Here is a 24,108-nt window from a genome sequence, read left to right as displayed (position 1 = left end):
GCCCGCGGTATCAGGCAGATGTTACGCCTTTTCAACGGTGGAGCCCGGCGGTGCGGCGATCGGCGTGTCAAGGGTGGACTCAATCGGCGCGTCGATAGACGCGTCGGATATTTCCGCCGTCGTCGCGGGCGGCGGCACCTCGGCGATCCAGGCTTTCAGCAAGGTCGACGTCACGGCCAGAATCACCGGGCCGATGAACAGGCCGACGATACCGAAGGCGACCAAGCCGCCCAGCACGCCCGACAGAATCAGCAGCAGCGACAGATTCACCCCGCGCTTGATCAATATGGGGCGCAGCAGGTTGTCCAGCGTGGCCACCACCAGCGCCCACACCAGCAGCACAATGGCTGCCACCTTCATGTCGTTCTGAAACAGCCAGATCACGCCCCCGAGCATCGGCAGGAACGGGCCCAGTTGCGCCAGGCACAGCATCACCATCAAGGCCGTCAGGATACCGGCGGCCGGCACCCCCGCAATCCACAAGCCCAAACCGCCCAACGCGGACTGCACCACCGCCGTCACCACGATGCCCAGCGCCACGGCGCGCACGGCGGCGCCCGCCAAGCGGACGGCGGCCACGCCGCGTTCACCCGCCAGCCGGTTTGAAAACCGTTTTACGAAGTCGGCCGCCGCATCGCCCTGGCTGTACAGAATGCCCGAGATGATGATGGTGATCAGCATGTGCATGACGAACACGCCCACGATGGCGGCGTGGCTCAGCAGCCAACGGGCGGCCATGGTCAGGTAGGGTTCCAGCCGCGCCAGCAGGCCGCCCGCGCCCGCATCCGACAGCGTCTGCCATTCCTCGGCCACGCGCGGGCCGGCAACGGGAATGCTGCTGATCCAGCGCGGTGGCGCCAGCAAGGTGTAGTCAGGCAGGCTCTTGACCGCCGCCATGATGGCGCCGCTATGCAGCGCCAGGGTCGAGATCACCTGATACAGCGGCAAGACAATCACAAACAGCAGAATCAGCAACATGATGCTGGTGGCGGCCCAGCGGCGCCCGCCGCAGCGCCGCTGCACGGCCCGCATCACGGGCCAGGTCGCCACCACAATGGTCGTTGCCCAGATCAGCCCGGGCAGAAAGGGGCGCAGCACGTACAGGCTGCCGACCATCAGCGCGGAAAGAATGACGACCAGAAGCAGAATGCGGGCCAGATCAACCGTGGTTCGTGGGTTCACGCGTTGCTCCCGGCAAGGCAAGGCGCCCTGCATGATGGCGCACCGCAACCGAGGGGCGGTTGCCCGTCTGGGTGTCGTGGATGCGATCAATTCGAAATTTATACGAAATTTGCTGGGACTTATAGGGAAACCACAACCGCCCGGGACCATCCTGGCCACTGCAATGCGCCGGAGCGTGTGCGACTAGGGTGCGGCGGGCGAAGGGCTTTGCGTGGCGGCCTGGGTCGCGGCCATCAAATGCCGTGTCAGCGCGGCCAGCTGCTCGTCCTTTTGCTGCAACTGCGCCAGCAACGTGGACGACTGTGTGTCAGCAGCGGCCAGGCGAGCCAACAGTGCTTGTTCGTTTCCGCGCGCGGCCGCCAACGCGCCTTGAGCCGACGCCAGCGCCTCTTGCAAGGCCGCTTGCGCGGCCTCGTGCCGGGCCTGGGCCGCAATGCTGCCCGCGTGCGCGGCTTGCGTTGCGGCATCGGCTTCGCGCTTGGCGTCCAGCGCCTGGGCCAGCGCGGCCTGGTGCTGGTTGATCTGCTTCTGGCTGGCCGCGTGTGCCTCATCCAGCCGCGTTTGCAGCTTTTTGGCCGCGCCGCGTTCGGCGTCCAGTCCGTTCAGCCAGCGCCTTTCGTGAGCGGCGTGGCGCGCTTCCAGTGCTTCCACGGCTTGCGCGTGCAGGCCGCGCATTTTTTCGGCTTCGGTCAGCAGGGTTTGCACGGCGCTTTGCGCGTCTTCCAGCTGCCCCCGGCTTTGCTTCAGTTGGTCGTCGCGCTGACGCAGTTGCCGCTCCGCCGCTTGCAGGCGCTCTTCGGTGGCGGCCAATTGCGCCGTGGCGACCCGCAAGCCTTCCTGCAGATCCTGTGCCCGGCTCTCCAATTGGATTTCCCGCTGCTGAAGCTGCTCGGCTTGCGCGGCCAACCGTTCGCCCTCTTCCGCCAGTTCTTCCCAGCGCTGCCGGTAGCCCTCTGCTTGCTGGGCGCGGGCCTCGGCCAGCGCCGCCTCCCAAAAGTGCGTAGCGGCCTGGGTGACCGGGTCTGGTATGGCGGGCGGCGCGGCGAACGCGCCCGGATCCTTGATGCGCGCGCCTAAAGCCCGAAACCACGTTTCCAGGTGCGGGCTGACCGTGTTGGGCGACCCGCGCCCAATCTTCTGCCGTACCCGTTCAATAGTGGGTCGTGCGCCTTCCAGCAGCAGGGTGTCAGCGGCGGTCCAGACGTCGTTTTCGGTAATTCCCGTGGCCATCGCCGGTTTCCTCTAGAAGGCATATGAACGCTGGATAAAATCCAGAATTAGTCACGATAATGGAACCTTATCGTGATTTAATTTTTATATGTGTTAGATATCATACAGCATACATAATAATATGTATGAAATAGGCATTAGGATGCATCCAGTGGCCGTTTTCGGTGGCGCCGCCCCAAAACACCCGCTTTCATCTCGTGCTGACATCCCTTCTACGTTCCCCAACCAAGGCCCTGCCCTGATGCCGCTGACATTGCTGGCTTCGCTGCCCCTTCTGGACCCCAACACCCTGGACAAGCAGGCGGACGCTGCGGTGCGCGGCCTGATGCGCGAAGGCAGTTCCGCCAACACGGCGGCCAGCTACCGCGCGGCCATCCGCTACTGGACCGCCTGGTTCGAGCTGCGCTACGGCCAGCGCTTTGCCCTGCCCTTGCCAGAAGCCGCCGTCATCCAGTTCGTGGTCGACCATGCGCAGCGCGCGTCTGATCAAGGGTTGAAATGGGAACTTCCGCTGGCGCTGGACCAGGAACTGGTCCGCCTGAAGGCCAAGGGCCGCTTGGGGCCGCCCAGTCTGAATACGCTGCTGCAACGCTTGTCGGTCCTGTCCAAGGCGCATGAGCTGCACGGCTACCCCAACCCCTGCCGCGCCGCACCCGTGCGCGAACTGCTGGCCAAGACACGCCGCGCCTACGCCCGGCGCGGCATGGCGCCTGCCAAAAAAGAAGCGCTGACCCGCGAGCCCTTGCAAGCCATGTTGGCCACCTGTGACGGCTCGCTGCGCGGCATCCGCGACCGCGCGTTGCTGCTGTTCGCCTGGGCCAGCGGTGGCCGCCGCCGTTCCGAGGTGGTGTGCGCCACGCTTGAAAACACCCGTCGCACGGCCGAAGGCTTTCTGTACACGCTGACCCAATCCAAGACGAATCAGGCGGGCGCCCAGCGGCCCGGCGACCAAAAGCCCATCGTGGGGTCGGCGGCCCAGGCGCTGGAGGCCTGGCTTGCGGCCAGCGGCATCCGCCAGGGCCCGATCTTTCGCCGCGTGCGGCGCGGTGATGTGGTGGGCGAACCGCTGGCCGCCGCCGCCGTGCGCGCCATCGTGCTTGAACGCTGCAAATTGGCGGGGCTGGAAGGTGAATTTTCGGCCCACAGCCTGCGTTCGGGCTTTGTCACCGAGGCCGGCCGGCAGAACGTGCCCTTGGGCGACACCATGGCCATGACCGGACACGCCAGCGTGGCCACGGTCATGGGCTACTTCCGCGCCGGCGCGGCCGCGCAGTCGCCGGCCGCCCGCCTGCTGGACGACCCGGACCCTCAAGCCCTATAGATAAGCGCGGCGTTTGCCGTTAATCTCGCGTCGCGATGCCGACTACGCCGCATCCCTATCCGATAGCCTGATCGCCCTAAGCCCGTCCTGAGTCCGCCCCGAGTCCCGTCCTGATCCTGTATGCGAATCAACCTACGCGGGCTTGTGCTTGCACTTACCGTCCTTAGCGCCATCGCCGCCACGGCCAACGCGCTCTACGCCAGCTACCTGGTGCAACGTGACCAGCTCATCGCCAATACGCTGGAATCCAATCGCGTGTACGCGGCCAAGCTGGCGGAAAGCACCACCTATTTCCTGAAGTCGGCCCAACAGCAACTGGCGTACAGCGCCCGCCACCTGGCGAGCCAGGTCGACGCGCCCGACGTGCTGGCGGGCGAAGTGGCGCGCTTGCGGGAACAGGCGAACGATTTCAATTCGGTGGGCGTGATCAGCGCGGATGGCATCATCCTGGCCACCTCGCAAACCTTCAGCAGTTTCGTGGGTGCGCGGGTGGACAGCCCGGGAAGCCGCGCGGCATTGCAGGCCCGTAAACCGTTGATCAGCAAGCCGTATGTGTCGATGGCGGGCAACATGCTCATCAACCTGTCGCATCCGATCTACTCGAACGACGGGCGCTACCTGGGCTATATCGCCGGCACCATCTATTTGCGCAGCCACAACAGTGCGCTGCAGGAGCTGCTGGGCAAGCACCATTATCAGGATGGCTCTTACCTGTATGTGGTCGACCGCGACGGCCAGATGATCTATCACATACAAGCCGACCGCATCGGCGAAGACGTCAACCGCAATCCGGTGGTGGCGGCGGTTACCCGGGGCGAATCGGGCGCGCAGCGCGTGGTGAATACCCAGGGCGTGGACATGCTGGCGGGCTACGCGGTCGAGCCGCTAAGCGGCTGGGGCATCATCGCGCAACGGCCGGCGGAAGTGACCTTGGAGCCGATCCACGAATTGATCTGGGCGCTGATCGGCTACGCGGCGCCGCTGGCGCTGGCGTTTCTGCTGGCCATCTGGTGGTGCGCCCGCATGATTTCCCTGCCCCTGTCGCAATTGGCCACCAACGTTGAGCACCAGGATGTGGCCGTCGCCATGCAACGGGTGCAGTCGGTCAAGGCCTGGTACTTCGAAGCCGAACGCTTGAAGCGCGCGGTGATGAACAGCATTTCCAGCTTGCAAGACAAGATCGGCAAGCTCAACCAGGCCAGCATGACCGACCCATTGACGGGGCTGCGCAACCGACGCGGCACGCAGGATGCCGTAGAGCAATGGCAAACCGGGGGCACGCCGTTTGCGGTGGTGGCGCTGGATATTGACCACTTCAAGCGCGTGAATGACACGCACGGGCATCCGAAGGGCGACGAGGTAATTCGCGGCATGGCCAAGCTGATGCAGGAATGTTCACGGCCGTCTGACGTGCTTTGCCGCAGCGGTGGCGAAGAATTCCTGATGCTTCTGCCCAATGTCGGCATGAAGGAAGCCGCCCGCGTTGCCGAGCGATTGCGCCTGCACACGGCTGACCGGCCGCTACATGGGGTGCCCGGCATCACCGTGTCGGCCGGCGTGGCGCAGTGGCCGTCCTGTGGCGCCGAGGTGGATCAGGTCTTTCAGGCGGCCGACGCGGCCCTGTATGCCGCAAAGGCACAAGGGCGCAATCGTGTCGTGGTGCACGGCCACGCATAGCCCGATCGGGCCGTTGCCGCACCACCCCTATCACTCACATTCGTAGTCCTCTTATTTGCTTCCGCAGCGACTCTCACCATAATGCGCCATGGTGATTGCGATGTTAATTATTAATCGCTGACGGGGCTGCCCACCCTTTCGCAGTACGTGTGCATTCCGTACGCAGTTCGTAGGTAGCTTGTACGTCGCTCGTGCACAGCTCTTACGCAGCTCTTCTGCAACGCATCGCTCCACCAGCCGCTTCACTCGTCGACCCACACGTCGACTCAATCGTCGTTTCCACGTCTTTTGCGACCCGCCTTCTGGCAGGCCGCCGGGGACCCTTTTGTCCAACGCAACACAACCATCACATGGGGTACTCATGAAAGCAGCAAGCATCAAGCGCGGTGCGCTGGCCATCGCTTTGGCCGCCTTGTCCGGCAGCGCCGTTCACGCCGCCACCGCCACCACCAGCGTCACGCTGTATGGCGTCATCGACATGGGGCTGGGCTTTGAACGGCGCCACCACAACGCGGAAGAGTCCTCCCGCTCGCAGGTGGGGTTGCGCGATGGCACGATGTCGGGCTCTCGTTGGGGCTTGCGCGGTGTCGAAGATCTGGGTAGCGGCTACAGCGTGGTGTTCCGTCTGGAAAGCGGCTTTCACCCGCAAAACGGCAAGCAAGGCCAGGGCCGGCTGTTCGGGCGCTGGGCCTATCTTGGGCTGGTGGGCGACTTTGGTGAATTGCGGGCCGGGCGCCAGCAGGTGCTGAGCGATAGCTGGGGCGGTATCTCGTCACCCTTCGGCACCTCGTGGGACGGCGCGTCCGCCTCCGTCACGTCGGGCTACAACGACGGCGACTTTGGCCATGGCGGCCGCGTCAACAATGCGTTTATCTATCGCACGCCGGTCTGGAACGGATGGCAGGCGGGGCTGGGTTATAGCTTCGAGGCCCAAGACAACGATCAATTCGCCACCGCCAACCACGACCGTGTATGGACGGCCGGCCTGCGCTACCGCGCCGGGCCGATCTCCACCGCGCTCACCTACGAACGCCTGAATCCAAACGCCAGCGTGCCGGGCAAGCTCAACTCCAGCAACGTGCAACTGGCGGCATCCTATGACTTCGAATGGATGAAACTGCACGCGGGCTATGGCAACTTGCGCAATCCCAACGTAGGGCCCTCGGCCGGCGTCAGGCGCGTGAATTCGTATGTGGGCGGCGTCAGCGTGCCGCTCAGTGGCAACAGCAAGGTGCTGGCCGCCTACCAGCGCGCCACCAGTTCGCACATCAAGGGATGGGGCCTGGGCTATGAATACGACTTGTCCAAGCGCACCAACCTCTACGCGCTGCTTGACCGCGTAGACCACCGCCAATCGCACACGCTGCAATCCGTGGTGGGCATGCGCCACCACTTCTGAGGCAATACTTTTGAAGCACCTCCTCTAAGCCACTCCGCCCCGGCTGCCATTGCGGCCCCGGGGCGGCTTGCCCTGCCCCTACACCAGCATGGGCCAATAGGTAGGCGCCAGGCACAACCACATCTCGGCGCTCATGGCATCCGGCTTGCGCTTGGGCAAGCCCGTGCGGCGCTTGAGCGCATCGCCTCGGCATGCAAACACAATGCTGTGCGCGCAAGACGTGTCGCTAACCTCAATGACCGATCCCGCAAACTGCTTTTTTATACGGCCCAGGTAGGTGTTGAGCTGAAAGTTCGACACATGGAAGTTGCACACCATCATGCCGTCGGGCGCCAAGGCGTTGAAGCAACTTTCATAGAACGCCTCGCTTGCCAACTGATCGGGCAGGCCGTTGATGTCGTAGCCGTCCACCAGCACCGCGTCATAGTGGTCCTGGTACTGCTTGATCAGCGCCGCGCCGTCGCCTTGCAGCACGCGAAAACGGTTGTCGTCCCGTGGCACGTGAAAGGAATCGCGCAACGCAATGACGTGCGGATTGATCTCGTACACGTCGATGCTCGTGGATGGCAGATGCTGATAGCAGAATTTGGCCAGCGATCCCCCGCCCAAACCCACCATGGCAATGCGCCGCGGATTCGGGTTGAACATCAGAAACGCCATCATGATGCGGGTGTATTCCAGATTGAGCGCCGACGGATCTTTCGTCCACATGCGGCTCTGGATTTCAGAATGAGAGAACATCAACGACCGAGACGTCGTCGTGGCGTACACGAAAGGCCTAACTTGTTGATTGTTTGATGTGTTTTCAGACATTCCAAAGGCTCACTGGCTAAAGCATGGCGATGCGTGCAGACCTGGCGCGAGCTAATGCACACCTTCCAGCACACACCTTCCGGCACGCGCATTCCAGCGCACACAATCGCCCATGCAAAAACGCCGCTGGCGCGGCGAGGCGCCAGCGGACGGGTCAGGCAGATCAGGGGAAAAAGCGGATTGGCGGGCTACACGTTGAAACGGCGCACACAAGGCGCGCCGTTCAGGTAGCTAAGCGGATATGTTCAGACACCAAGAAACCAAAAAAGGCTTCGGGCGGTTCCAAACACAACCAGCAGCGTGATTTATGCCCGCGAATGCGGGACAGCCACAGGGACTAATTCACTAAGACTGTTGCAAGGGGCGCTATTTGGAAGACCGCGATTTGTCGCCGTCTTTAGAGGCGTCGGAATCCGCGGCAACGGCATCCATTTCAGATTCCTGGTTCGCTTCAGGGGCCTTCCAGTTAAGCGGCGGAACTTCAAAACGCCACTTTTTACCAACCAGTTGATGCGACATAAGCGTTCTCCTATGCGTGGTGCGTGGCTACCCCCGCCAAAGCGATGCACCGCCGGTTCAAGCGCGCCAAGAATGCCCGGTAAGTCGCGGGGGGCAGGCATTCCAAGAAGTCAGACGGCAGATCAAATAGTTGTTTTAATTTTGCCGTCAATTAAAAGATCTTAGCATATTTATGACTGAAAAAGCAAGCAGATACCTATGGGCGAGCCAGGTGCTTGACGCGTGGAGAACGATCATTCTATGATCCGTCCATCCTATGCAGAACGATCGTTCTCCGGTCGTTGTTTCACCGAGCCCAAACATGATGAATGCCATGACCTCCACGCAGGAGCGCCTGCTTCGCGCCACCGAACACCTTATCTATCAAGGCGGCATCCATGCCACCGGCATGGACCTGATCGTGAAAACCTCGGGCGTGGCGCGTAAGAGCCTGTACAAGCACTATCCCAACAAAGACGCGCTGGTGGCAGCTGCTTTACAGGCGCGCGACGAGCGCTGGATGCAGTGGTTTATCGCCGCCACCACGCAGGCCGAAACGCCGCGCGCACGCTTGTTGTCCATCTTCAACGCCTTGCAGGAATGGTTCGAGTCCGACGGCTTTCGCGGGGGCGCCTTCATCACCGCGGCAGGTGAAATCAGCGACCCCGCCAACCCCATCCGCGTAGTGTCCCGCCTGCACAAAGCCCGTTTGCTGGAACACGTATTGCGCTTGGCGCAAGACGCCAAGCTGCCCGAGCCTGACGAGGCCGCGCGCCAATTGCTGGTGCTGATCGACGGCGCCATCGCCGTGGCGCTGGTCACGGGCGATGTGTCCATTACCGCCAGCGCGCAACGCGCCGCCGCCGCGCTCTTTCCAGCTGGCCAATGACCTTTCCCCCACCCACAAGGCCCTTACGATGACCTCGCAACCTGAATCCCGCCCGCCGCTGCCGCCCTTTACCCACAAGAGCGCGGTACAGAAAGTTCGCCTTGCCGAAGACGGCTGGAACAGCCGCGATCCGGACAAGGTGGCGCTGGCCTACAGCCTGGAAACGAACTGGCGCAACCGCGCGGAATTCGTCAAGAACCGCGAAGAAGCCCGCGCGTTCCTGGCGCGCAAGTGGGCCAAGGAACTGGACTACCGCTTGATCAAGGAACTCTGGGCATTCACCGACAACCGCATCGCCGTGCGCTACGCCTACGAATGGCATGACGATTCCGGCAACTGGTTTCGTTCCTACGGCAATGAAAACTGGGAATTCGGCGAAGACGGCCTGATGGTCAATCGCTACGCCTGCATCAACGATCTACCCATCAAAGAGGCCGACCGCAAGTTCCGCTGGCCGCTGGGCCGCCGCCCGGACGACCACCCTGGCTTGTCGGAACTGGGGCTGTGAACCGCCCCCGCTCCACTCCTTATTCATAGGCCTTCAACAGCTTGCCGAGCAAACGGCTCAGTTGCTCTTGCTCGGACGCGGTCAACGGCGACAGCACTTCCGCCTGATTGCGCAGATGCGCCACCACCGCCTCGTCGATCAGCTTGATGCCCGCCTTGGTCAGCATCACCAGCGTGGCGCGGCCGTCATCAGGGCTGGGGGTTCGCACCACCCAGCCCGCTTTTTCCAGGCGATCGATCCGGTTGGTCATGCTGCCCGACGAAATCATGGCGTCTTCGTACAGCGCCGTGGGCGTCAGCGCATAGGGCTTGCCGCTGCGGCGCAGTGTGGCCAGCACATCGAACTCGCCAGGTTGCAGGCCAAACTCCGCAAAGAGCGGGTTGATCCGGTCTCGGGTAATCACCAGCGCGCATTCGCCCAAACGCCCCAGCACGCGCATCGTTGATACGTCCAGCTCGGGGCGTTCGCGGTTCCATTGCGCCACGGCACGACTTGCTCTATCCACGGGGATCTCCTCCATTTATCTTGACGTCAAGATAAAATCCAAATATCTTGACGCCAAGATAGTCTACCGGAACGCCTCGCACGCTGCGACGCGTTCCGGCTTTGGAGCCAACGTGTCACCTTCTTGTTTGAACGCCTGGCGCATCGCCGCCATCATCCTGGTGGGGCTGAACCTGCGCCCCGTCCTGGCATCCGTTCCCCCCTTGCTGGACGTATTGCAAGCCGCCACCCGCATGTCCGATACGGCCGCCGGCCTGCTGACCGCCCTGCCCGTTTTCGTGATGGGTCTGGGCGCCTTGAGCGTGGCGCCGCTGCGTCGATGGGCCAGCGAGCAGCATGGAATTGCGGCGGGCGTGGCGCTGATCATGGCCGCCACCGCAAGCCGCCTGTGGGCGGGCAGCGCCAGCCTGATGCTCTTGACGGGCGTCATTGCGGGCCTGGGTATCGCCGTCACGCAAGCCCTGCTTCCCCTCTACATCAAGACGCGGTTCTCGTCCGGCGTCAGCGCCATCATGGGCCTCTATTCGACCGCGATCATGGGCGGCGCGGCGGTGGCCAGCGTTGCCTCGCCCGTAATCGCGCAGCGCGCCGGATGGCCTGAAGCGCTGGCGGCCTGGGCCTTGCCCGCGGGCGTGGCGTTGCTGTGCTGGTGGTTGGTAAGCCGGGGCGGCGCGACGCACGCAACCGGGAAGATGATGGCGCGCGACATGTCCACCCCGCGTGCGCGGCGCTGGCTGCTGGCGGCGTTCTTTGGCCTGGGCACGGGCGCCTACACGCTGGTGCTGGCCTGGCTTCCCCCCTATTACACGGCGCTGGGCTGGACGCCGGTGGCGTCAGGCCAATTGCTGGGCGCGGTCACGGTGGCCGAGATTGCGGCGGGGCTGTTGGTGTCTTTGGCCATTGGCCGCTTGCCGGACCGCCGACCCGCCTTGTTCACCGCGATAGGTGCGCTGGTGCTGGGCCTGCTTGGCCTGATCGCCGCGCCCGCCATGCTGGCCTGGCCCGCCGCCGTGCTGGCCGGGCTAGGCATCGGCGCCTTGTTCCCGCTGTCCTTGATCGTGACGATGGACCATGCGGCAACGCCCATGGAGGCGGGCCGCCTGGCCGCTTTCGTGCAAGGCGTGGGCTATCTGATCGCCGCGCTCTTCCCGTTTGCCGCCGGACTGATCCGCCAGCATATGGCCGACTTGAAGCCGGCCTGGATGTTGATGGCGGCGCTGTGCGTGGTGCTGTTTGTGATGGCGGCTCGATTCCGTCCGATGCCAAGCATCACAAAGGGTTGAGGACCCGGCAGCACTTACTGCCGTACTTGCTGCCACTTCTTGTCAGGCCTCGGGCGCCGCCAGCGGCCCGGCAGTATGGCCGTCGATATGGCCCAGCGGCCGGCCGGGGTCCAACCGGTCGCGCACGCGCTGTTTCAGGACTTTGGCTTCCGGAAAACCGCCGTCGCTCTTGCGGTCCCAGATCAGATCGCCGTTGTAGGTGATCTGAAAAATGCCGCCCGTGCCCGGCTGCAACACCACTTCGCCCAGGTCGGTGGAGAACGTGGACAGCAGCTCTTGCGCCATCCATCCGGCGCGCAGCAGCCACTGGCATTGCGTGCAGTAGAGGATGACGATGCGGGGTCGAAAGGCCGGGGTATTCATGGGGAAATATTCTACTGCGCGTGTCGCTTCTGTCATCGGTGCGCCGCTTGCCCGCCACGGCATTCATGGATAATGTCGGGTTTTCCCGGATGCGAACCGCACCCAAAGCCTGTCATGACGTCTGCTGCTTCTACCCCTGGCCAACGCTGGCTGATCGGTCTCTTGATGGGGCTGGTCACGCTCACGCCGATGGGTATCGATATCTACCTGCCATCGCTGCCCGCCATGGCGGCGGGGTTTGGCGAACCCGTCAGCGCGCTACAGGCCAGCATCACGCTATTCATCTTCGCCGTGGGCCTGGGCCAGATGTTGATCGGCCCCTTGGCGGACCGCTACGGACGTCGGCCCGTTGCGCTGGGCGGAGCAATGGCCTATCTGGCCGGCTCGGCGCTGGGCGCGGCCGCGTCCACGCTTGAGGTGTTTTACGTGGCCCGTGTCATTCAAGGCTTGGGCGCGTGCTCGGCGTCGCTGGTGGCGTTTGCCGCCGTGCGTGACAAGTTCAGCCCTGCCGTCGGTGCGCGCGTCTACAGCTATTTGAACGGCGCCTTGTGCTCCGTGCCGGCGTTGGCACCTATGCTCGGTGGCGCGCTGGCGGTGCATGCCGGCTGGCGCAGCACCTTCGTCTTCATGGTGTTGTTCGCGTTCGCCTTGATGGTGCTATTGGCCCGGCGCTTCGAAGAGACGCGGGCCGCACCCTCCTCGCCACGCGGCCCGCTCTACAGTCTGCCGAGGTATCTGCCCATCATCGCCAGCGGGCGATTTCTGTACTTTGCCCTGTTCGGCATGGCGGGCATGGCGATGATCCTGGTCTTCGTGTCGGCCGCGCCCGTGGTGCTGGTGCAGCAACTGGGTTATTCCGAGCTGGGCTTTTCGGCTTGGTTTGGCGGCAATGCCGCAATCAACATTGCGGCCTTCTTTCTTGCGCCCGCCTTCATCGCCCGGTTTGGACGGCACACCATGGTGCGGGTCGGCATGGTCGCGCTGCTGTTGGCGTCGGCCATGCATGCCGCCGCCTGGTGGTGGATGCCGCTATCGGCCTGGGTGTTCATGCTGCCCGTGGCCGTGCTGACCGTGGGGTTCTCCTTGGCCCTGGGCTCCGGCCTGAGCCTGGCGCTGGAGCCTTTCGCCGACCGCGCGGGCACGGCCGCCGCCGTGCACGGCTTGTTCCAGATGAGCGGCTCGGCTGTCGTCGCCCCCGTGTTGCTGGACAGCGGCATGGCGCCGCAAGCCGCGATGGCGCTGATCGGCCTGCTGATTGTGGCGCCGCTCTTGCTCCTGTCGCCTGGCATGGCGCGGCGACTGAAGGGCTGAACTCGGCGCGCGCTGAACAGGGCGGATCGGCTTGCGCTAGTATCCAGGAAACAATTATTCCTGGAGACAACATGGCCCCGGATTCCCTGAATAACGAATCGCCGCTTGAACCATTGCTGCTGCGCAGCTCGGCGGGCGGCGTCGTCACGCTGCGCCTGAATCGGCCCTCGCAGTTCAACGCGCTGTCCGAAGGCCTGCTGGCTGCCTTGCAGCACGAGATCGACGCCTTGGCCAGCGACCCCGATGTGCGTTGCGTGGTGCTGGAATCCGCGGGCCGGGCATTTTGCGCGGGCCATGACCTGCGGGAAATGCGCAGCCAGCCTTCCCTGGATTACTACCGCGCACTGTTCCGTCAGTGCGGCAGTGTCATGCAGGGTTTGCAAGCGCTGCCCGTGCCCGTCATTGCCAAGGTCCATGGCATCGCGACGGCGGCGGGTTGCCAACTGGTGGCCAGTTGCGACCTGGCCGTGGCCGCGGACACGGCGCGCTTTGCGGTGTCGGGCATCAACGTGGGGTTGTTTTGCTCGACGCCCGCCGTGGCGCTCAGCCGCAACGTGTCCGCCAAGCGCGCCTTCGAGATGCTGGTCACCGCGCGCTTCATCGATGCGGCGCAGGCGCGCGACTGGGGGCTGATCAACGATGCGGTGCCCGAGGCCGAACTGGATGCGCGGGTTGATGCGCTGACGGCGGACATTCTTGCCAAGAGCCCCACCGCCATCCGCTACGGCAAGCGCATGTTTTACCAGCAGCGCCAGATGGCCTTGGCCGATGCCTACGACTACGCCGGCGACGTGATGGCGCGCAACATGATGGAAGCCGACGCCTGCGAAGGCATCGACGCCTTCCTGCAAAAGCGCGCGCCGCGCTGGCAGTCCTAGGCGAAATAGGCCAGCGCCCACCCGCCCGCGGCCGCCATCAGCACTACCCACACGGCCGACCAGCGGGCATAGACCAGCAAGGCGAACAGCAGCAAGGCAAGGCCGAAGTCGGCCTTGTTCAAGATGGCGCTGGTCCAGACCGGGTCATACAGCGCCGCCAACAGAATGCCGACCACGCTGGCGTTCACGCCGGCGATCATGTTGCGCACGCCAGGACGCCGCCGCAGGCTTTCCCAGAACGGCAAGGCGCCCGCTACCAGCAAGGCGCCGGGCAAGAAGATAACGCTCAAGAGCACCAAGCCGCCCACCCACCCCGACAGCGGGCCGGATGACATGGCGCCCAGGAAGGCAGCAAAGGCGAACAGCGGCCCCGGCATCGCTTGCGCCGCGCCGTAGCCGGCCAGGAAGTCGGCGCTGGACACCATGCCGCCCGATACCGCCGTGGCGTCCAGCAAGGGCAGCACCACATGGCCGCCGCCAAACACCAGGGCGCCCGCGCGATAGAAGCCGGCAATCTGCGCCGCCACCGCCGAATCCGACAGGGCCGCCCACACCGGCAGCCCAATCAGAAACGCCACGAAAAGCACCAGCGCCACATAGGCCGCGCCCCGCGACCCGGCCTGGGGATGGCTAGCCATGATGGGCCGGGGCGGCAGTTGCAGCGCCGCCGCGCCCACCATGGCGCCCAACAAGATGGCGCTGATCTGGCCCCAGGCCGTGGGCAGCACGATGGTGATCAGGGCGGCGGCCACCGCCAAACCCGCCCTGGGACTGTCAGGGCACAGCGTACGGCCCATGCCCCACACGGCCTGGGCCACGATCGCCACGGCGGCAACCTTCAACCCGTGTACGACCGCCGACCCAGATAGCCAGCCGAAGTGGGCCAGGCCCATCGCAAACCCAATCAGCGCCAGCGCGGTCGGCAGCGTGAACGCCAGCCAGGCCGCCGCCATGCCGGCCCATCCGGCGCGGCGCAGGCCAAGCGCCATGCCGACCTGGCTGCTGGCCGGGCCTGGCAGAAACTGGCACAGGGCCACGAGATCCGAATAAGCGTAGTCATCCAACCACTGGCGCCGGTCCACGAATTCCGTACGGAAGTACGCCAGGTGCGCCACCGGGCCGCCAAACGAGGTCAGGCCCAAACGCAGAAACACCAGGAAGACTTCAAGACAGGATCCGCGCGACGGCTGCGCGTGTTCGTGGGCGGCGGCCGTGCTGGCGACGTGCTCGTCGTGCGATGGAGGGTGCGGCATGGGACGTGGGCTTCTTGGTCGGTCGGAGCGCCGGAACCTCGCTCCTGTTCCAAGCTTATAGCCGGGGCACGAGCCGCTTTCAAGCACCGCTTTCATACAACGTTTCAGCCTAGGCATGGCCCAGAACTAAACACTATTTATGGCACTTCTGGTCTGGGCCAATCTGCCGCATCCTACGGGTTCCTGATGGCTTCCCCCTTTCAACAACAACGTTTCAATCAAGGTAGACCCACATGACCCAGCGGTTGGATTACTTCCAGGTGTCGGCGCAACTGTCCAAGAAGTACATGGACTTCAGCGCGGCCATGAAAAATGTGCCCGTGATCGAGGAATTCGGCGACCTGGTCGACATCCGCGCCTCGCAGATCAACGGTTGCGGCTTTTGCCTGGACATGCACGTCAAGCAGGCCAAGATCCGTGGCGAACGCGAACTGCGCTTGCACCACGTGGCTATCTGGCGTGAATCGACGCTGTTCTCGGCACGCGAACGCGCCGCGCTGGCCTGGACCGAAGCCTTGACCACCTTGCCCGCCCATGGTGTGCCGGACGAGGTCTATGAAGCGGTGCGCGCTCAATTGTCCGAATCGGAAATCTCGGACCTGACGTTTCGCGTGGTGGCCATCAATGGCTGGAACCGCCTGAACGTGGCGTTTCGCACCGTGCCCGGTTCGGCCGACGCCGCCTTCGGGCTGGACAAGGCCGGCTTGAACTAAGCACGCGGGCCGGCAATGCGTCGGCAGTGCGCGCGCAATACATCAGCTGCTACATCAACGCCCGGATCCGCAGGCCGAATTCATACGCCTGCTCTTGCGACGCGATGTTGGTAAAGCCCAGCAACAAGCCCGACTGCGGATCCGGTAACGACGACCATCGCGACAAGGGATGCGCGTATAGACCTTGTTCCAGCATGCGCGCGGCCAGCGGCTGGTCGCGCAGCTTGCCGTCCATGCGCGCCACCAGATGCATGCCCCCCGGCTGGGAATCAATCCGCAGGCGGCTTCCCAGCGCGGCGCTCAAGCCCGCCGCCGTGGCCTCGCGGCGTTCGCTGTACAGCCGCCGCATCCGCTGGATGTGACGTCCAAAGTGCCCTTCGCTGATGAAGGCCGTCAGCAGCGCCTGCGTATAGGCCGGCGCGCCGCCCGACAGCAGCCGGCTGATCCGGTCAAAGCGCGGCACCTGCGCCTCGGGCACCACCAGGTACGCCAGGCGCATGCCGGGAAACAGCACCTTGCTGAACGACCCCGCGTACAACACCCGCCCCTGCGTATCCAGACTCTTCAACGCGGGCAGCGGACGGCTGACGTAGCGGTATTCGCCGTCGTAGTCGTCTTCCACAATCCAGGCCTGACTGCGCTCGGCCCAGTCCAGCAGCGCCTGGCGACGGGGTAAGGATAACGACATGGACAGCGGGCTTTGATGGGCCGGCGTCACCACCGCCGCCCTGGCCTGCCCCGCGCGCGCCACGCCTTCCGCCACCATCAGGCCATCCGCATCCACGGGCACCGGCACGGCGTCCAGGCGGGCCTGCGCCAACAGCGCCCGGGTGGGCGGATAGCCGGGGTCTTCCACCCAGACGCGGTCGCCGGGCGCAAGCAAGGCCTGGATGATCAACTGCATCGTGAAGTTGTAGCCCGAGGTGATATACACCTGCGCGGGCTGGCAATGAATGCCGCGCGCCACGCGCAGATAGGCCGCTACCGCAATGCGCAGGTCGGGCAAGCCATCCGACGGCGGATAAGACAGGTCGGCCGCCTGCAAGCCGCGCAACTGGCGGGCGCCCAGGCGCGCCCAGAGCTTGCGCGGAAAGGCATCCAGGGCCGGTATGCCCATCTGGAACGGCAGGATGCGGGGCGGCCGATGCCAGCCGTGCTCGTCGTCCGCCGCTTCCACCGGCGCGACGACAGCGGGTGCGGCGGCTTGCGGTTGCAGGTCGGGTGCCACGATGGTGCCGGCCTGCCCGCGCGCCTGGATGTAGCCTTCGGCGGCCAGCAGCGAATACGCCACTTCGATCGTGCCGCGCGCCACGCCCATTTCCTTGGCCAAGGCGCGCGCCGACGGAATGCGGTCGCCGGCTTTGAGGGTGCCCTCCGCGATGGCGCTGCGAAAGCGCTCATACACCTGACGGTAAAGCGGGTCGGTGCTGTCCGGGGCAAGCGGTGCCTGGGCCTCGGCGCGGCGGCTGATCATGGCATAGTCCAAAGTTCAATTTATGGCTCTACAAATTATGGCATGGCAAATCTACGATGACGGCTGACATCCACCCCTGACATCAGCCCCTCCTATGCAAACCTCCACGGCCGACCCCGCCCTGCACCACATCGAAACCGAAGACGAATTACGCGCGTGCCTGCCGCTGATGCGCGAGCTTCGGCCGCATCTGGCTGACGCCGACGACTTCACCGCGCGCATCCGCCGCATGCGTGATCAAAGCTACCGCCTGCTGGCCGGCAACGATGGCGGCAAGCCCGTGGCGCTGGCCGGCTACCGCTACCAGGAAAACCTGATCTACGGCCGCTTTCTGTATGTGGACGACCTGGTTGTGGACGCCACGCGGCGCGGTGGCCGCTGGGGCGCGCGCCTGCTGCACGCGCTGGACGGCATTGCGCGCGAGGCCGGTTGCGCAAAACTGGTGTTGGACACCGGCTTGGCCAATTCGCTGGCGCAACGTTTCTACTTTCGGCAAGGGCTCTTGAGCCAAGGCCTGCACTTCAGCAAAAACCTGGACACGACGACCGCATGAACATTCTTCACATCACCTGCAGCCCCCGCGGCCGCGCTTCCGAAAGCCACCGCCTGTCGCAACGCATCATTGAACGCCTGGTCGACGAGGCAGATGGCACGCCCGCCATCGTGGACATCGACGCCACTCGCCTGCCTCATGTGGACCACGACTACGCGCTGGCGTTAAGCGCGCCGACAGACCCGGCGGATGACGTGCTGAACCGGGGCGCGCTGCGCCTGTCCGCAGAACTGATCCAGGCCTTGCAAGACGCCACCCACATCGTCATCGCCACGCCCATGCACAACTTCACGGTGCCGTCGGCGTTGAAAGTCTGGATTGATCATGTGGTGCGGGTGCGCAGCACGTTTCGCATCACTCCCGAAGGCAAGATCGGTAATTTGCCGGATCGCCCGGTGTATGTGGCCGTGTCGTCGGGCGGTGAATTCTCGGGCGACGCGGCGCGCCAGCCCGACTTCCTGACGCCCTACCTGAAGCATGTGCTGGGCACGATCGGCCTGTCCAACGTGACCTTCTTTTCGGTGCAAGGCACCGCGCGCGGTGATGCGGCATTGCAGGCGGCGCGCGCCTTGGCCGAAGCAGAAATCGCGGCGCATCCGCTGGCTATGGCATCCGTCGCCTGATCGTGGGCCGGTCTGGTAAAGCTTCATAAGTGCTGGTTTACCAGGCCTTTCAGCCACGTCCGCTTATTAAATCGGGTCGCATTGACACCGTGGAAACGCGCACACTACGCTAGGCCGCAAGCAAGCGGCGCCAGCCACTGTGATAACGGCTTCTTAACGAAGCGCCATCACGCAAACGGCGTACTTCGCCCGACCGATTCGTTCTTGTTGGAGACGTGCGATGACCTGGCGCCAGCCCCTTCTTTTCATGACCGCTCTCGTTGCGCTAAGCGGCGCTTTTTCCGCACCGTCGCAGGCGGCGTGCAGCGACCAGAAAATAATGACGATGGCAGGCGATGGCAAATCGGTGAAGGCCATCGCCAAGGCCTGCAACATGCCCGTGGCCAAGGTGCGCGCCGCCATGCAGAGCCAGAACGACGATGACGACGACAGCGTTGCCGCCGCCACGGCAGCGCCCGCGCTGGTGCCCAAGAAGCTGCCGTCCGGCGCCGGTCTGGCCAGTTGCGACTGCCAGGGCACGGTGCCCTACGGCGACAAGGACCCCGAACAGCGCTGCGAAAGCGGCATGTCCATCGCCACGCCGTGCGCCGGCTACTGCCCGCCGCGCGGTATCGCGCCTTGGCGCCGCGTGTGCAGCTAGGCGCGATGACCCGCTGCTTATGAACCCGCGCTAGCGCGCGTGGACGTCGTCATTGCGGCATGTCGAACGCGTATATCCGCTTCCACTCGCGCGCCATGTCCACCACCACCCAGCCTTTGCTGCCCGCTTCATCCAGGGCCTTGTCCAACCGGCCGATCTGGGAATCCCGGTCGTAGGCCCATTCGCGCTTGGCGTCGGTGTGGTGCACCAGGCCAGCAAAGCGCTTGCCCGGTCCCGCCATCGTCCATTGCAGCATCTGCAGGTCGCCGTCGGAATTTCCGAACGCGAAAATGGGCTGCCGGCCGATGAATTTATTGATGGACACGGGCTTGCCTGGGCCGTCGTCGTTGTAGTCCAGCTTGGGCAAGCGCATCAACACCGGCTTACCGTCCTGCATCTGGAATTCCGTGGCGAAGGTGGTGCCAATGACCTGCTCGGGCGGAATGCCGTAGACGTCCTGCGCCCAGGCACGCATGAATTCGACTTCGCCGCCCGACACGATGTAGGTCTTGAAGCCATTGCCGCGCAGGTAGTACAGCAGCTCGCGCATGGGTGCGAAGGTCAGGTTGGTATAGGGTTGCTTGAAGCGCGGATGCTTGGCGGTCTTCACCCATTGCTTGACCTCGTCCGAGAACGCCTGCGTCGTCATGTTGGTATGCGTCACGCCGACAATCTTCAGCAAACCTTCCTTGCCGGCGGCGGCCAGCGTCTGACGGTCGCCTTCCAGCGCGGCCTTGTAGGGCTGTTCCAGTTTCCATTCCGGGTGTTGCGGCGCCAGGACCTTCAATTCGTCCATGGCAAAGATCAGCTCGAAGTACATCGGCTGTTCGCTCCACAGGGTGCCGTCGTTATCAAACACCGCAATACGGTCGACCGGCGCCACATAATCCGGTCCGCCCTCTTTGGTGACCGCGTCCACGAAAGCCAGGATCGCCTGGCGGGACGGGCCCTCGTTCCAGGATGGCAGCGGCGTTTGGGCGTGCGCGGCGCAGGCGATAAGCAGCAACGCCAGCATGGCGTAGCAGCGCCGTGCGAAACGGACAGACAGGTTCATGACGATTCTCCTGGAACGGGATCGAACTTGCGAGGGTCAAGCGGCATCAGGCCATGGCGCGGCGCGGGGGGCTTGGCTGGCCGTGCGGCTGGCGCGGCGTCAGCGGCTGGCGACGCCGTTCTTGCGGGCCTGCGCCAATTTCCACTGCTGCGGCGTCATCACCGTGCGGAATCCCAGGTGCGACATGCCATTCATCGGGTCGGTGCCGCGCCGCGCGCTGGTGCGGTAACTGATGCAATAGGTATCGCTGCACAGGAACGAGCCGCCACGGGTCACGCGCTTGGGCGCGCCGGGCGGCACCGCGCCGTCGTCCGGGTCGAAGCTGTCGGCCGGCCCGGCGGGGTCCACGGGCGGCTTGCGGTACTGCGCCTGAATCTTGAAGGCGTCGGCGCGATACCAGTCGGACGTCCATTGCCAGACGTTGCCGGCCATGTCGTAAAGCCCGTAGCCGTTGGGCGAGAAGCTGCCGACGGGCATGGTGCCCACCTGCACTTTTTCATCCTTCACAACGGGAAACGGCTGCGCTTGCTGCGTGTCCCAGATATTGGCCATCGGCTTGCCCTGGGGTAGAAGCTCTTCGCCCCAGGCGTAAGTGGCCTGTTCGAGCCCGCCGCGCGCCGCCATTTCCCATTCGGTTTCAGTCGGCAGGCGCTTGCCGGCCCATTTTGCATAGGCCACGGCATCTTCGTACGACACCTGCACGACGGGGTGATCGTCCTTGCCGTCGATCGACGTGCCCGGGCCTTGCGGATGCCGCCAATTCGCGCCGGCCACGTAGCGCCACCAGCGCGAGTAATCGCGCAGCGACACCTCGGACTCGGTGCCCACGAACACCATGGCGCCGGGCACCAACAGGCTGTCGTCGGGGCGCGGCGTGCCGGGTGGCAATTGCACCTTCAGGTCTTCCCATTTGGGTTTTTGCTCGGCTGTCGTGACATAGCCGGTGGCTTCTACAAAGCGGCGGAACTGCGCATTGGTGACGTCGTTCACGTCCATCCAGAACCCGCTTACCGCCACCTTGTGCGCGGGCATTTCATTGGGCTGCGCCAGCTTGTGGCTGCTGCCCATCAGGAATTCGCGCCCTGGCACCCATGCCATGCCAGGCGGGCCATTCTTGCCGTCGCCCAACACCACCTTGACGGCTTGTGGCTTGCCGTCGTCGGCCATCACCAGAAAAGCCGTGCTTGCCGCCCCCCCCAGCACCACGCCGCCCAATAGCAGCGCGCCAACCAGGCGGGATTTGTTTTTCACTTGCTTCGTCGCCATATCGAGTCACCCGAAGTCAAAGAAATTCATAGGGCCGCCCGGAAGAGGCAGGTTCGACCAATGCGGGTCGGGAATACCAACGTGGCGGTGCATCGGATTGACGGCGACGACCCTGCGCGCCGCATACCCGGACTTTCGGAAAATCACGAGAAATAAAATGCCTTTCGCAATATTCTCACAGAGTTTTGCATCGCCCAAGCCTGGCGTTATCCGGGGAATCAGGAAAAGCGCCCGCCATTAATCTTGCGTCCCCGGTTGGTTTTCCGGTCGGGCATGCACTTGATGGATGCGCAGGCCGTCGCGGCGCGTGACTTCGAAGTTCCAATCATGCAGGCGGATCATGTCGCCGGCGTCGGGCAGGCGGCCCACCGCGCGCAGCAGGCAACCCGCCAGCGTGGCGTCCGGGGTGTCCGCAACCAAGCCGGGCGTGTCCAGCAAACGGGCGGCTTCGCCTACCGACAAACCGCCTTCCAGCAACCATGAACCGTCCGACAACTGCAACGCTTCAGGCTGGTCTTCGCTGTGTTCGGGCAGCTCGCCACCCACGGCGGTCAGCACATCCATTGGTGTAACCAGGCCTTCGCAGACACCGTGTTCGTCCACCACGATCAGCATGTGGTCGCGCGTGGCGCGCAGTTCTTCCAGCACCTTCAACACCGGCGTCGTCTCCATGACGTAGCGCGGTTCGCGGGCCAGGTCCACCAGGTCGATGGGACCAGGGTTGCTCAGCAGCGGCAGCACGTCCTTGAAGTGCAACACGCCCAGCACATTGGACGCATCACCCGCGCAGAGCGGCAAGCGCGAGTGGCCGCTGGCGAACTTGCGCACCACGGCTTCGGACGAATCCGCCACATCCAGCCAGACCATGTCGCCGCGCGGCACCATGATGGAACGGACGTCGTGCCCGCCCACGGAAAGCACGCGCTCGATCATGGAGCTTTCTTCGGGCGCGAAGGCGGGCTCATCGCCCGCGCTGTCCACCAGCGCCACCATTTCGTCGGCCTGTTGGCCGGGCTGGCCGGCGCGTCCCGTATGCAGCAGGCGCAACACGGCCTGCGCGGTGCGCTGGCGGCGGCCCAGGGCGTGCGTGCCCTTGGCGCGGTTACGGCGAGCCAACTGGTTGCACAGCTCGATCAAAATCGAAAAGCCGATCGCGGCATACAGATAACCCTTGGGCACATCGAAGCCCAGGCCTTCGGCAACCAGGCTGAAACCGATCATCAGCAGCAGGCCCAGGCACAGGATCACCACGGTGGGGTGGCGACCCACAAACGCCATCAACGGACGGCTGGCCACCATCATGACGGCCATCGCCACCACCACGGCGATCATCATGATGCTGAGTTCCTGCACCATACCGACCGCGGTGATGACCGAGTCCAGCGAAAACACGGCGTCCAGCACCACGATCTGCAAGATGACCTGCCAGAAGATTGCGTGCTGTGGCTTCTGACCGGACTCGTGGCCGGCGCTGCCTTCCACGCGCTCGTGCAATTCCATCGTGCCCTTGAAGAGCAGGAACATACCCCCCAGGATCAAGATCAGGTCCCGCCCGGATATCTCGCTACCCCAGACGGTAAAGAGCGGCGCCGTCAGCGTCACCACCCAGGCGATACTGGCCAGCAGGCCCAAGCGCATCACCAGCGCCAGGCTCAGGCCGATCATCCGCGCCCGGTTGCGCTGCTCGGGCGGCAGCTTGTCCGCAAGAATCGCGATGAACACCAGGTTGTCGATGCCCAGCACAATTTCAAGAATCACCAGGGTCGCCAGGCCGAGCCAGGCGGTGGGGTCGTACATCCAGTCGAAAATCATTGTTGGTCCGCGAATGTCGGGCGTGCGCGCGCAGCGGCGCCGCCTTGCTGAAGGAGGAAAGCGTGGGAAATCGAAGGGAAATTGGCAACGCCGGGCGGAGCGCGGCACGCAACTTGCGGCGGCGCGGCGGCGATGGAAATTGAAGCCGCGCGACCTGTCGATGCCATGGCGCGCCGGCGGATAGAAAGCAAAGGCGGGCGCCGGGGCGCCCTGCTAGGAGGAGGTTCTTGAGTCATAAAAGGCCGTGTTCACGCGGCTGCCTTCGCAACCGCTACGCGCAAACACCGCCAGGCTCTCGTTCTTACAGGAAACTGAATGATACCTGAAACTTGTTTTGTCCCCTGCGTCTGCCGGACCCGCGCCTCAGCGTGTGTCCGCACCGCCCCCGGAGCCGGACGACGCCCCCGACCCGGGCATGCCGGTGTTGTCCGGCGCGCCCGTTTTGCTGCCGCCACTCTTGGCGTCACCACTCCTGCCGCCACCGCGCGTGTCCGCATCCGGCGTCTTCTGGCGCGGGTCTGCATCGCCCTTGGGCGGAGCGTTCGAGTCTTGGGTCCGGGGCTTCGACGTCCCGGTCTTTTCTTCAGTGGCAGGCATTTTTTGCTTGTCGGGATTTTGCGTTCCCGGCACGGGCTCGCGAATGACATTGGGCGGCGCCATCTTGTCGTCCGCCGTGGGCATGGGCGTGGAAGGCGGCGGCGCGGCTTGCGCGACCAGCGTGGTCTGGCTGGTCTGCGCCGTGGTCGCATGCCACGGCAACACTGCCAACATGGCGGATATCAGTAGCAGTTTGTGGCTTTTCATCGTTGTCTCCCAATTAAAAACAGTGACAAACTAATTGCCAGCGGATAACGAGTTGTTGCG

24 protein-coding genes are annotated in these 24,108 nt (G+C 64.3%); 12 read left to right on the top strand and 12 right to left on the bottom strand.

Annotation, left to right across the window (positions count from 1 at the left end; translation table 11 throughout):
• Positions 1-21 precede the first annotated feature (21 nt).
• Both ydiK and ACE04A_RS17145 read right to left on the bottom strand, forming a co-directional pair.
• The gene (gene ydiK / locus ACE04A_RS17150) at positions 22-1,215 is read right to left on the bottom strand and encodes an AI-2E family transporter YdiK (protein WP_448718828.1); all 1,194 of its coding nucleotides are present in this window, start codon (positions 1,213-1,215) and stop codon (positions 22-24) included.
• A gap of 150 nt (positions 1,216-1,365) precedes the next feature.
• Positions 1,366-2,412, bottom strand: coding sequence for a DNA-binding protein (locus ACE04A_RS17145; RefSeq protein WP_448718827.1), 1,047 nt, complete (start codon positions 2,410-2,412; stop codon positions 1,366-1,368).
• Positions 2,413-2,653: 241 nt separating this feature from the next.
• On the opposite strand from ACE04A_RS17145, the gene ACE04A_RS17140 reads away from it, so the two are divergent.
• The 3 genes from ACE04A_RS17140 (at position 2,654) to ACE04A_RS17130 (ending at position 6,809) form a co-directional block, all read left to right on the top strand.
• Entirely contained in the window at positions 2,654-3,733 is a 1,080-nt protein-coding gene (locus tag ACE04A_RS17140) for a site-specific integrase (RefSeq protein ID WP_448718826.1), read from the top strand.
• A 144-nt stretch (positions 3,734-3,877) separates the two neighbouring features.
• Positions 3,878-5,410: a sensor domain-containing diguanylate cyclase gene (locus tag ACE04A_RS17135; RefSeq protein ID WP_259247481.1), complete on the top strand. Its 1,533-nt coding sequence runs from the start codon at positions 3,878-3,880 to the stop codon at positions 5,408-5,410.
• A gap of 361 nt (positions 5,411-5,771) precedes the next feature.
• Entirely contained in the window at positions 5,772-6,809 is a 1,038-nt protein-coding gene (locus ACE04A_RS17130; protein WP_448718825.1) for a porin, read from the top strand.
• Positions 6,810-6,887: 78 nt separating this feature from the next.
• Here ACE04A_RS17130 and ACE04A_RS17125 read toward each other — a convergent pair whose 3' ends face one another.
• Both ACE04A_RS17125 and ACE04A_RS17120 read right to left on the bottom strand, forming a co-directional pair.
• The gene (locus ACE04A_RS17125) at positions 6,888-7,520 is read right to left on the bottom strand and encodes a spermine/spermidine synthase domain-containing protein (RefSeq protein WP_279996231.1); all 633 of its coding nucleotides are present in this window, start codon (positions 7,518-7,520) and stop codon (positions 6,888-6,890) included.
• Positions 7,521-7,988: 468 nt separating this feature from the next.
• Entirely contained in the window at positions 7,989-8,141 is a 153-nt protein-coding gene (locus ACE04A_RS17120) for a hypothetical protein (protein ID WP_167401018.1), read from the bottom strand.
• A gap of 304 nt (positions 8,142-8,445) precedes the next feature.
• Between ACE04A_RS17120 and ACE04A_RS17115 the strand changes: the two genes are divergently transcribed.
• Together ACE04A_RS17115 and ACE04A_RS17110 are read left to right on the top strand one after the other, a co-directional pair.
• Positions 8,446-9,009: a TetR/AcrR family transcriptional regulator gene (locus tag ACE04A_RS17115; protein WP_485820395.1), complete on the top strand. Its 564-nt coding sequence runs from the start codon at positions 8,446-8,448 to the stop codon at positions 9,007-9,009.
• Positions 9,010-9,037: 28 nt separating this feature from the next.
• Positions 9,038-9,517 (top strand): nuclear transport factor 2 family protein, encoded by a 480-nt coding sequence (locus ACE04A_RS17110; RefSeq protein WP_448718824.1) that lies wholly within the window; start codon positions 9,038-9,040, stop codon positions 9,515-9,517.
• A 19-nt stretch (positions 9,518-9,536) separates the two neighbouring features.
• Here the strand turns inward: ACE04A_RS17110 and ACE04A_RS17105 are convergent, their stop codons facing one another.
• Positions 9,537-10,022, bottom strand: a complete 486-nt coding sequence (locus tag ACE04A_RS17105) for a MarR family winged helix-turn-helix transcriptional regulator (protein ID WP_391433349.1) — start codon at positions 10,020-10,022, stop codon at positions 9,537-9,539.
• A gap of 112 nt (positions 10,023-10,134) precedes the next feature.
• On the opposite strand from ACE04A_RS17105, the gene ACE04A_RS17100 reads away from it, so the two are divergent.
• On the top strand, positions 10,135-11,304 hold the full coding sequence (locus ACE04A_RS17100; RefSeq protein WP_448718823.1) for an MFS transporter: 1,170 nt from the start codon (positions 10,135-10,137) through the stop codon (positions 11,302-11,304).
• 42 nt (positions 11,305-11,346) lie between these two features.
• On the opposite strand, the gene ACE04A_RS17095 is transcribed toward ACE04A_RS17100, so the two are convergent.
• Positions 11,347-11,667 carry an Rdx family protein gene (locus ACE04A_RS17095; protein WP_100855779.1) on the bottom strand — a complete coding sequence of 107 codons (321 nt, stop codon included), beginning with the start codon at positions 11,665-11,667 and terminating at the stop codon, positions 11,347-11,349.
• Positions 11,668-11,781: 114 nt separating this feature from the next.
• Between ACE04A_RS17095 and ACE04A_RS17090 the strand changes: the two genes are divergently transcribed.
• Together ACE04A_RS17090 and ACE04A_RS17085 are read left to right on the top strand one after the other, a co-directional pair.
• Positions 11,782-12,978, top strand: a complete 1,197-nt coding sequence (locus ACE04A_RS17090) for a multidrug effflux MFS transporter (protein ID WP_485820333.1) — start codon at positions 11,782-11,784, stop codon at positions 12,976-12,978.
• A gap of 71 nt (positions 12,979-13,049) precedes the next feature.
• The gene (locus ACE04A_RS17085; protein ID WP_448718821.1) at positions 13,050-13,856 is read left to right on the top strand and encodes an enoyl-CoA hydratase; all 807 of its coding nucleotides are present in this window, start codon (positions 13,050-13,052) and stop codon (positions 13,854-13,856) included.
• Here ACE04A_RS17085 and chrA read toward each other — a convergent pair.
• Complete coding sequence (gene chrA / locus ACE04A_RS17080) at positions 13,853-15,109, bottom strand: chromate efflux transporter (RefSeq protein WP_447989004.1); 1,257 nt, start codon at positions 15,107-15,109, stop codon at positions 13,853-13,855. The genes ACE04A_RS17085 and chrA overlap by 4 nt on opposite strands.
• 233 nt (positions 15,110-15,342) lie before the next feature.
• On the opposite strand from chrA, the gene ACE04A_RS17075 reads away from it, so the two are divergent.
• A complete protein-coding gene (locus tag ACE04A_RS17075; RefSeq protein ID WP_268077897.1) occupies positions 15,343-15,822 on the top strand; it encodes a carboxymuconolactone decarboxylase family protein in 480 nt (159 codons plus the stop codon).
• 49 nt (positions 15,823-15,871) lie between these two features.
• On the opposite strand, the gene pdxR is transcribed toward ACE04A_RS17075, so the two are convergent.
• Positions 15,872-17,296: a MocR-like pyridoxine biosynthesis transcription factor PdxR gene (pdxR, locus tag ACE04A_RS17070; protein ID WP_448718820.1), complete on the bottom strand. Its 1,425-nt coding sequence runs from the start codon at positions 17,294-17,296 to the stop codon at positions 15,872-15,874.
• Between the two features lie 94 nt (positions 17,297-17,390).
• On the opposite strand from pdxR, the gene ACE04A_RS17065 reads away from it, so the two are divergent.
• The 3 genes from ACE04A_RS17065 to ACE04A_RS17055 all read left to right on the top strand — a co-directional run bounded on the left by ACE04A_RS17065 (position 17,391) and on the right by ACE04A_RS17055 (position 19,112).
• Positions 17,391-17,849, top strand: coding sequence for a GNAT family N-acetyltransferase (locus tag ACE04A_RS17065; RefSeq protein WP_448718819.1), 459 nt, complete (start codon positions 17,391-17,393; stop codon positions 17,847-17,849).
• Positions 17,846-18,472, top strand: a complete 627-nt coding sequence (locus ACE04A_RS17060; RefSeq protein WP_448718818.1) for an FMN-dependent NADH-azoreductase — start codon at positions 17,846-17,848, stop codon at positions 18,470-18,472. Before ACE04A_RS17065 ends, ACE04A_RS17060 begins: the two co-directional genes overlap by 4 nt.
• Before the next feature lie 247 nt (positions 18,473-18,719).
• Positions 18,720-19,112, top strand: coding sequence for a hypothetical protein (locus tag ACE04A_RS17055; RefSeq protein WP_448718817.1), 393 nt, complete (start codon positions 18,720-18,722; stop codon positions 19,110-19,112).
• A gap of 49 nt (positions 19,113-19,161) precedes the next feature.
• Here ACE04A_RS17055 and ACE04A_RS17050 read toward each other — a convergent pair whose 3' ends face one another.
• The 4 genes from ACE04A_RS17050 to ACE04A_RS17035 all read right to left on the bottom strand — a co-directional run bounded on the left by ACE04A_RS17050 (position 19,162) and on the right by ACE04A_RS17035 (position 24,048).
• Entirely contained in the window at positions 19,162-20,166 is a 1,005-nt protein-coding gene (locus tag ACE04A_RS17050) for an HAD family hydrolase (protein ID WP_447988993.1), read from the bottom strand.
• Positions 20,167-20,265: 99 nt separating this feature from the next.
• Positions 20,266-21,333 carry a formylglycine-generating enzyme family protein gene (locus ACE04A_RS17045; RefSeq protein ID WP_404976352.1) on the bottom strand — a complete coding sequence of 356 codons (1,068 nt, stop codon included), beginning with the start codon at positions 21,331-21,333 and terminating at the stop codon, positions 20,266-20,268.
• Positions 21,334-21,669: 336 nt separating this feature from the next.
• The gene (locus ACE04A_RS17040; RefSeq protein WP_485820332.1) at positions 21,670-23,244 is read right to left on the bottom strand and encodes a TerC family protein; all 1,575 of its coding nucleotides are present in this window, start codon (positions 23,242-23,244) and stop codon (positions 21,670-21,672) included.
• Between the two features lie 363 nt (positions 23,245-23,607).
• Positions 23,608-24,048, bottom strand: coding sequence for a hypothetical protein (locus ACE04A_RS17035; RefSeq protein ID WP_448718815.1), 441 nt, complete (start codon positions 24,046-24,048; stop codon positions 23,608-23,610).
• Between the last annotated feature and the right edge of the window lie 60 nt (positions 24,049-24,108).

It is taken from the genome of Achromobacter colocynthidis, assembly GCF_057334535.1.
Note: the sequence above shows the minus strand (reverse complement) of the source record. Positions and strands in the feature narration are given on the sequence as shown.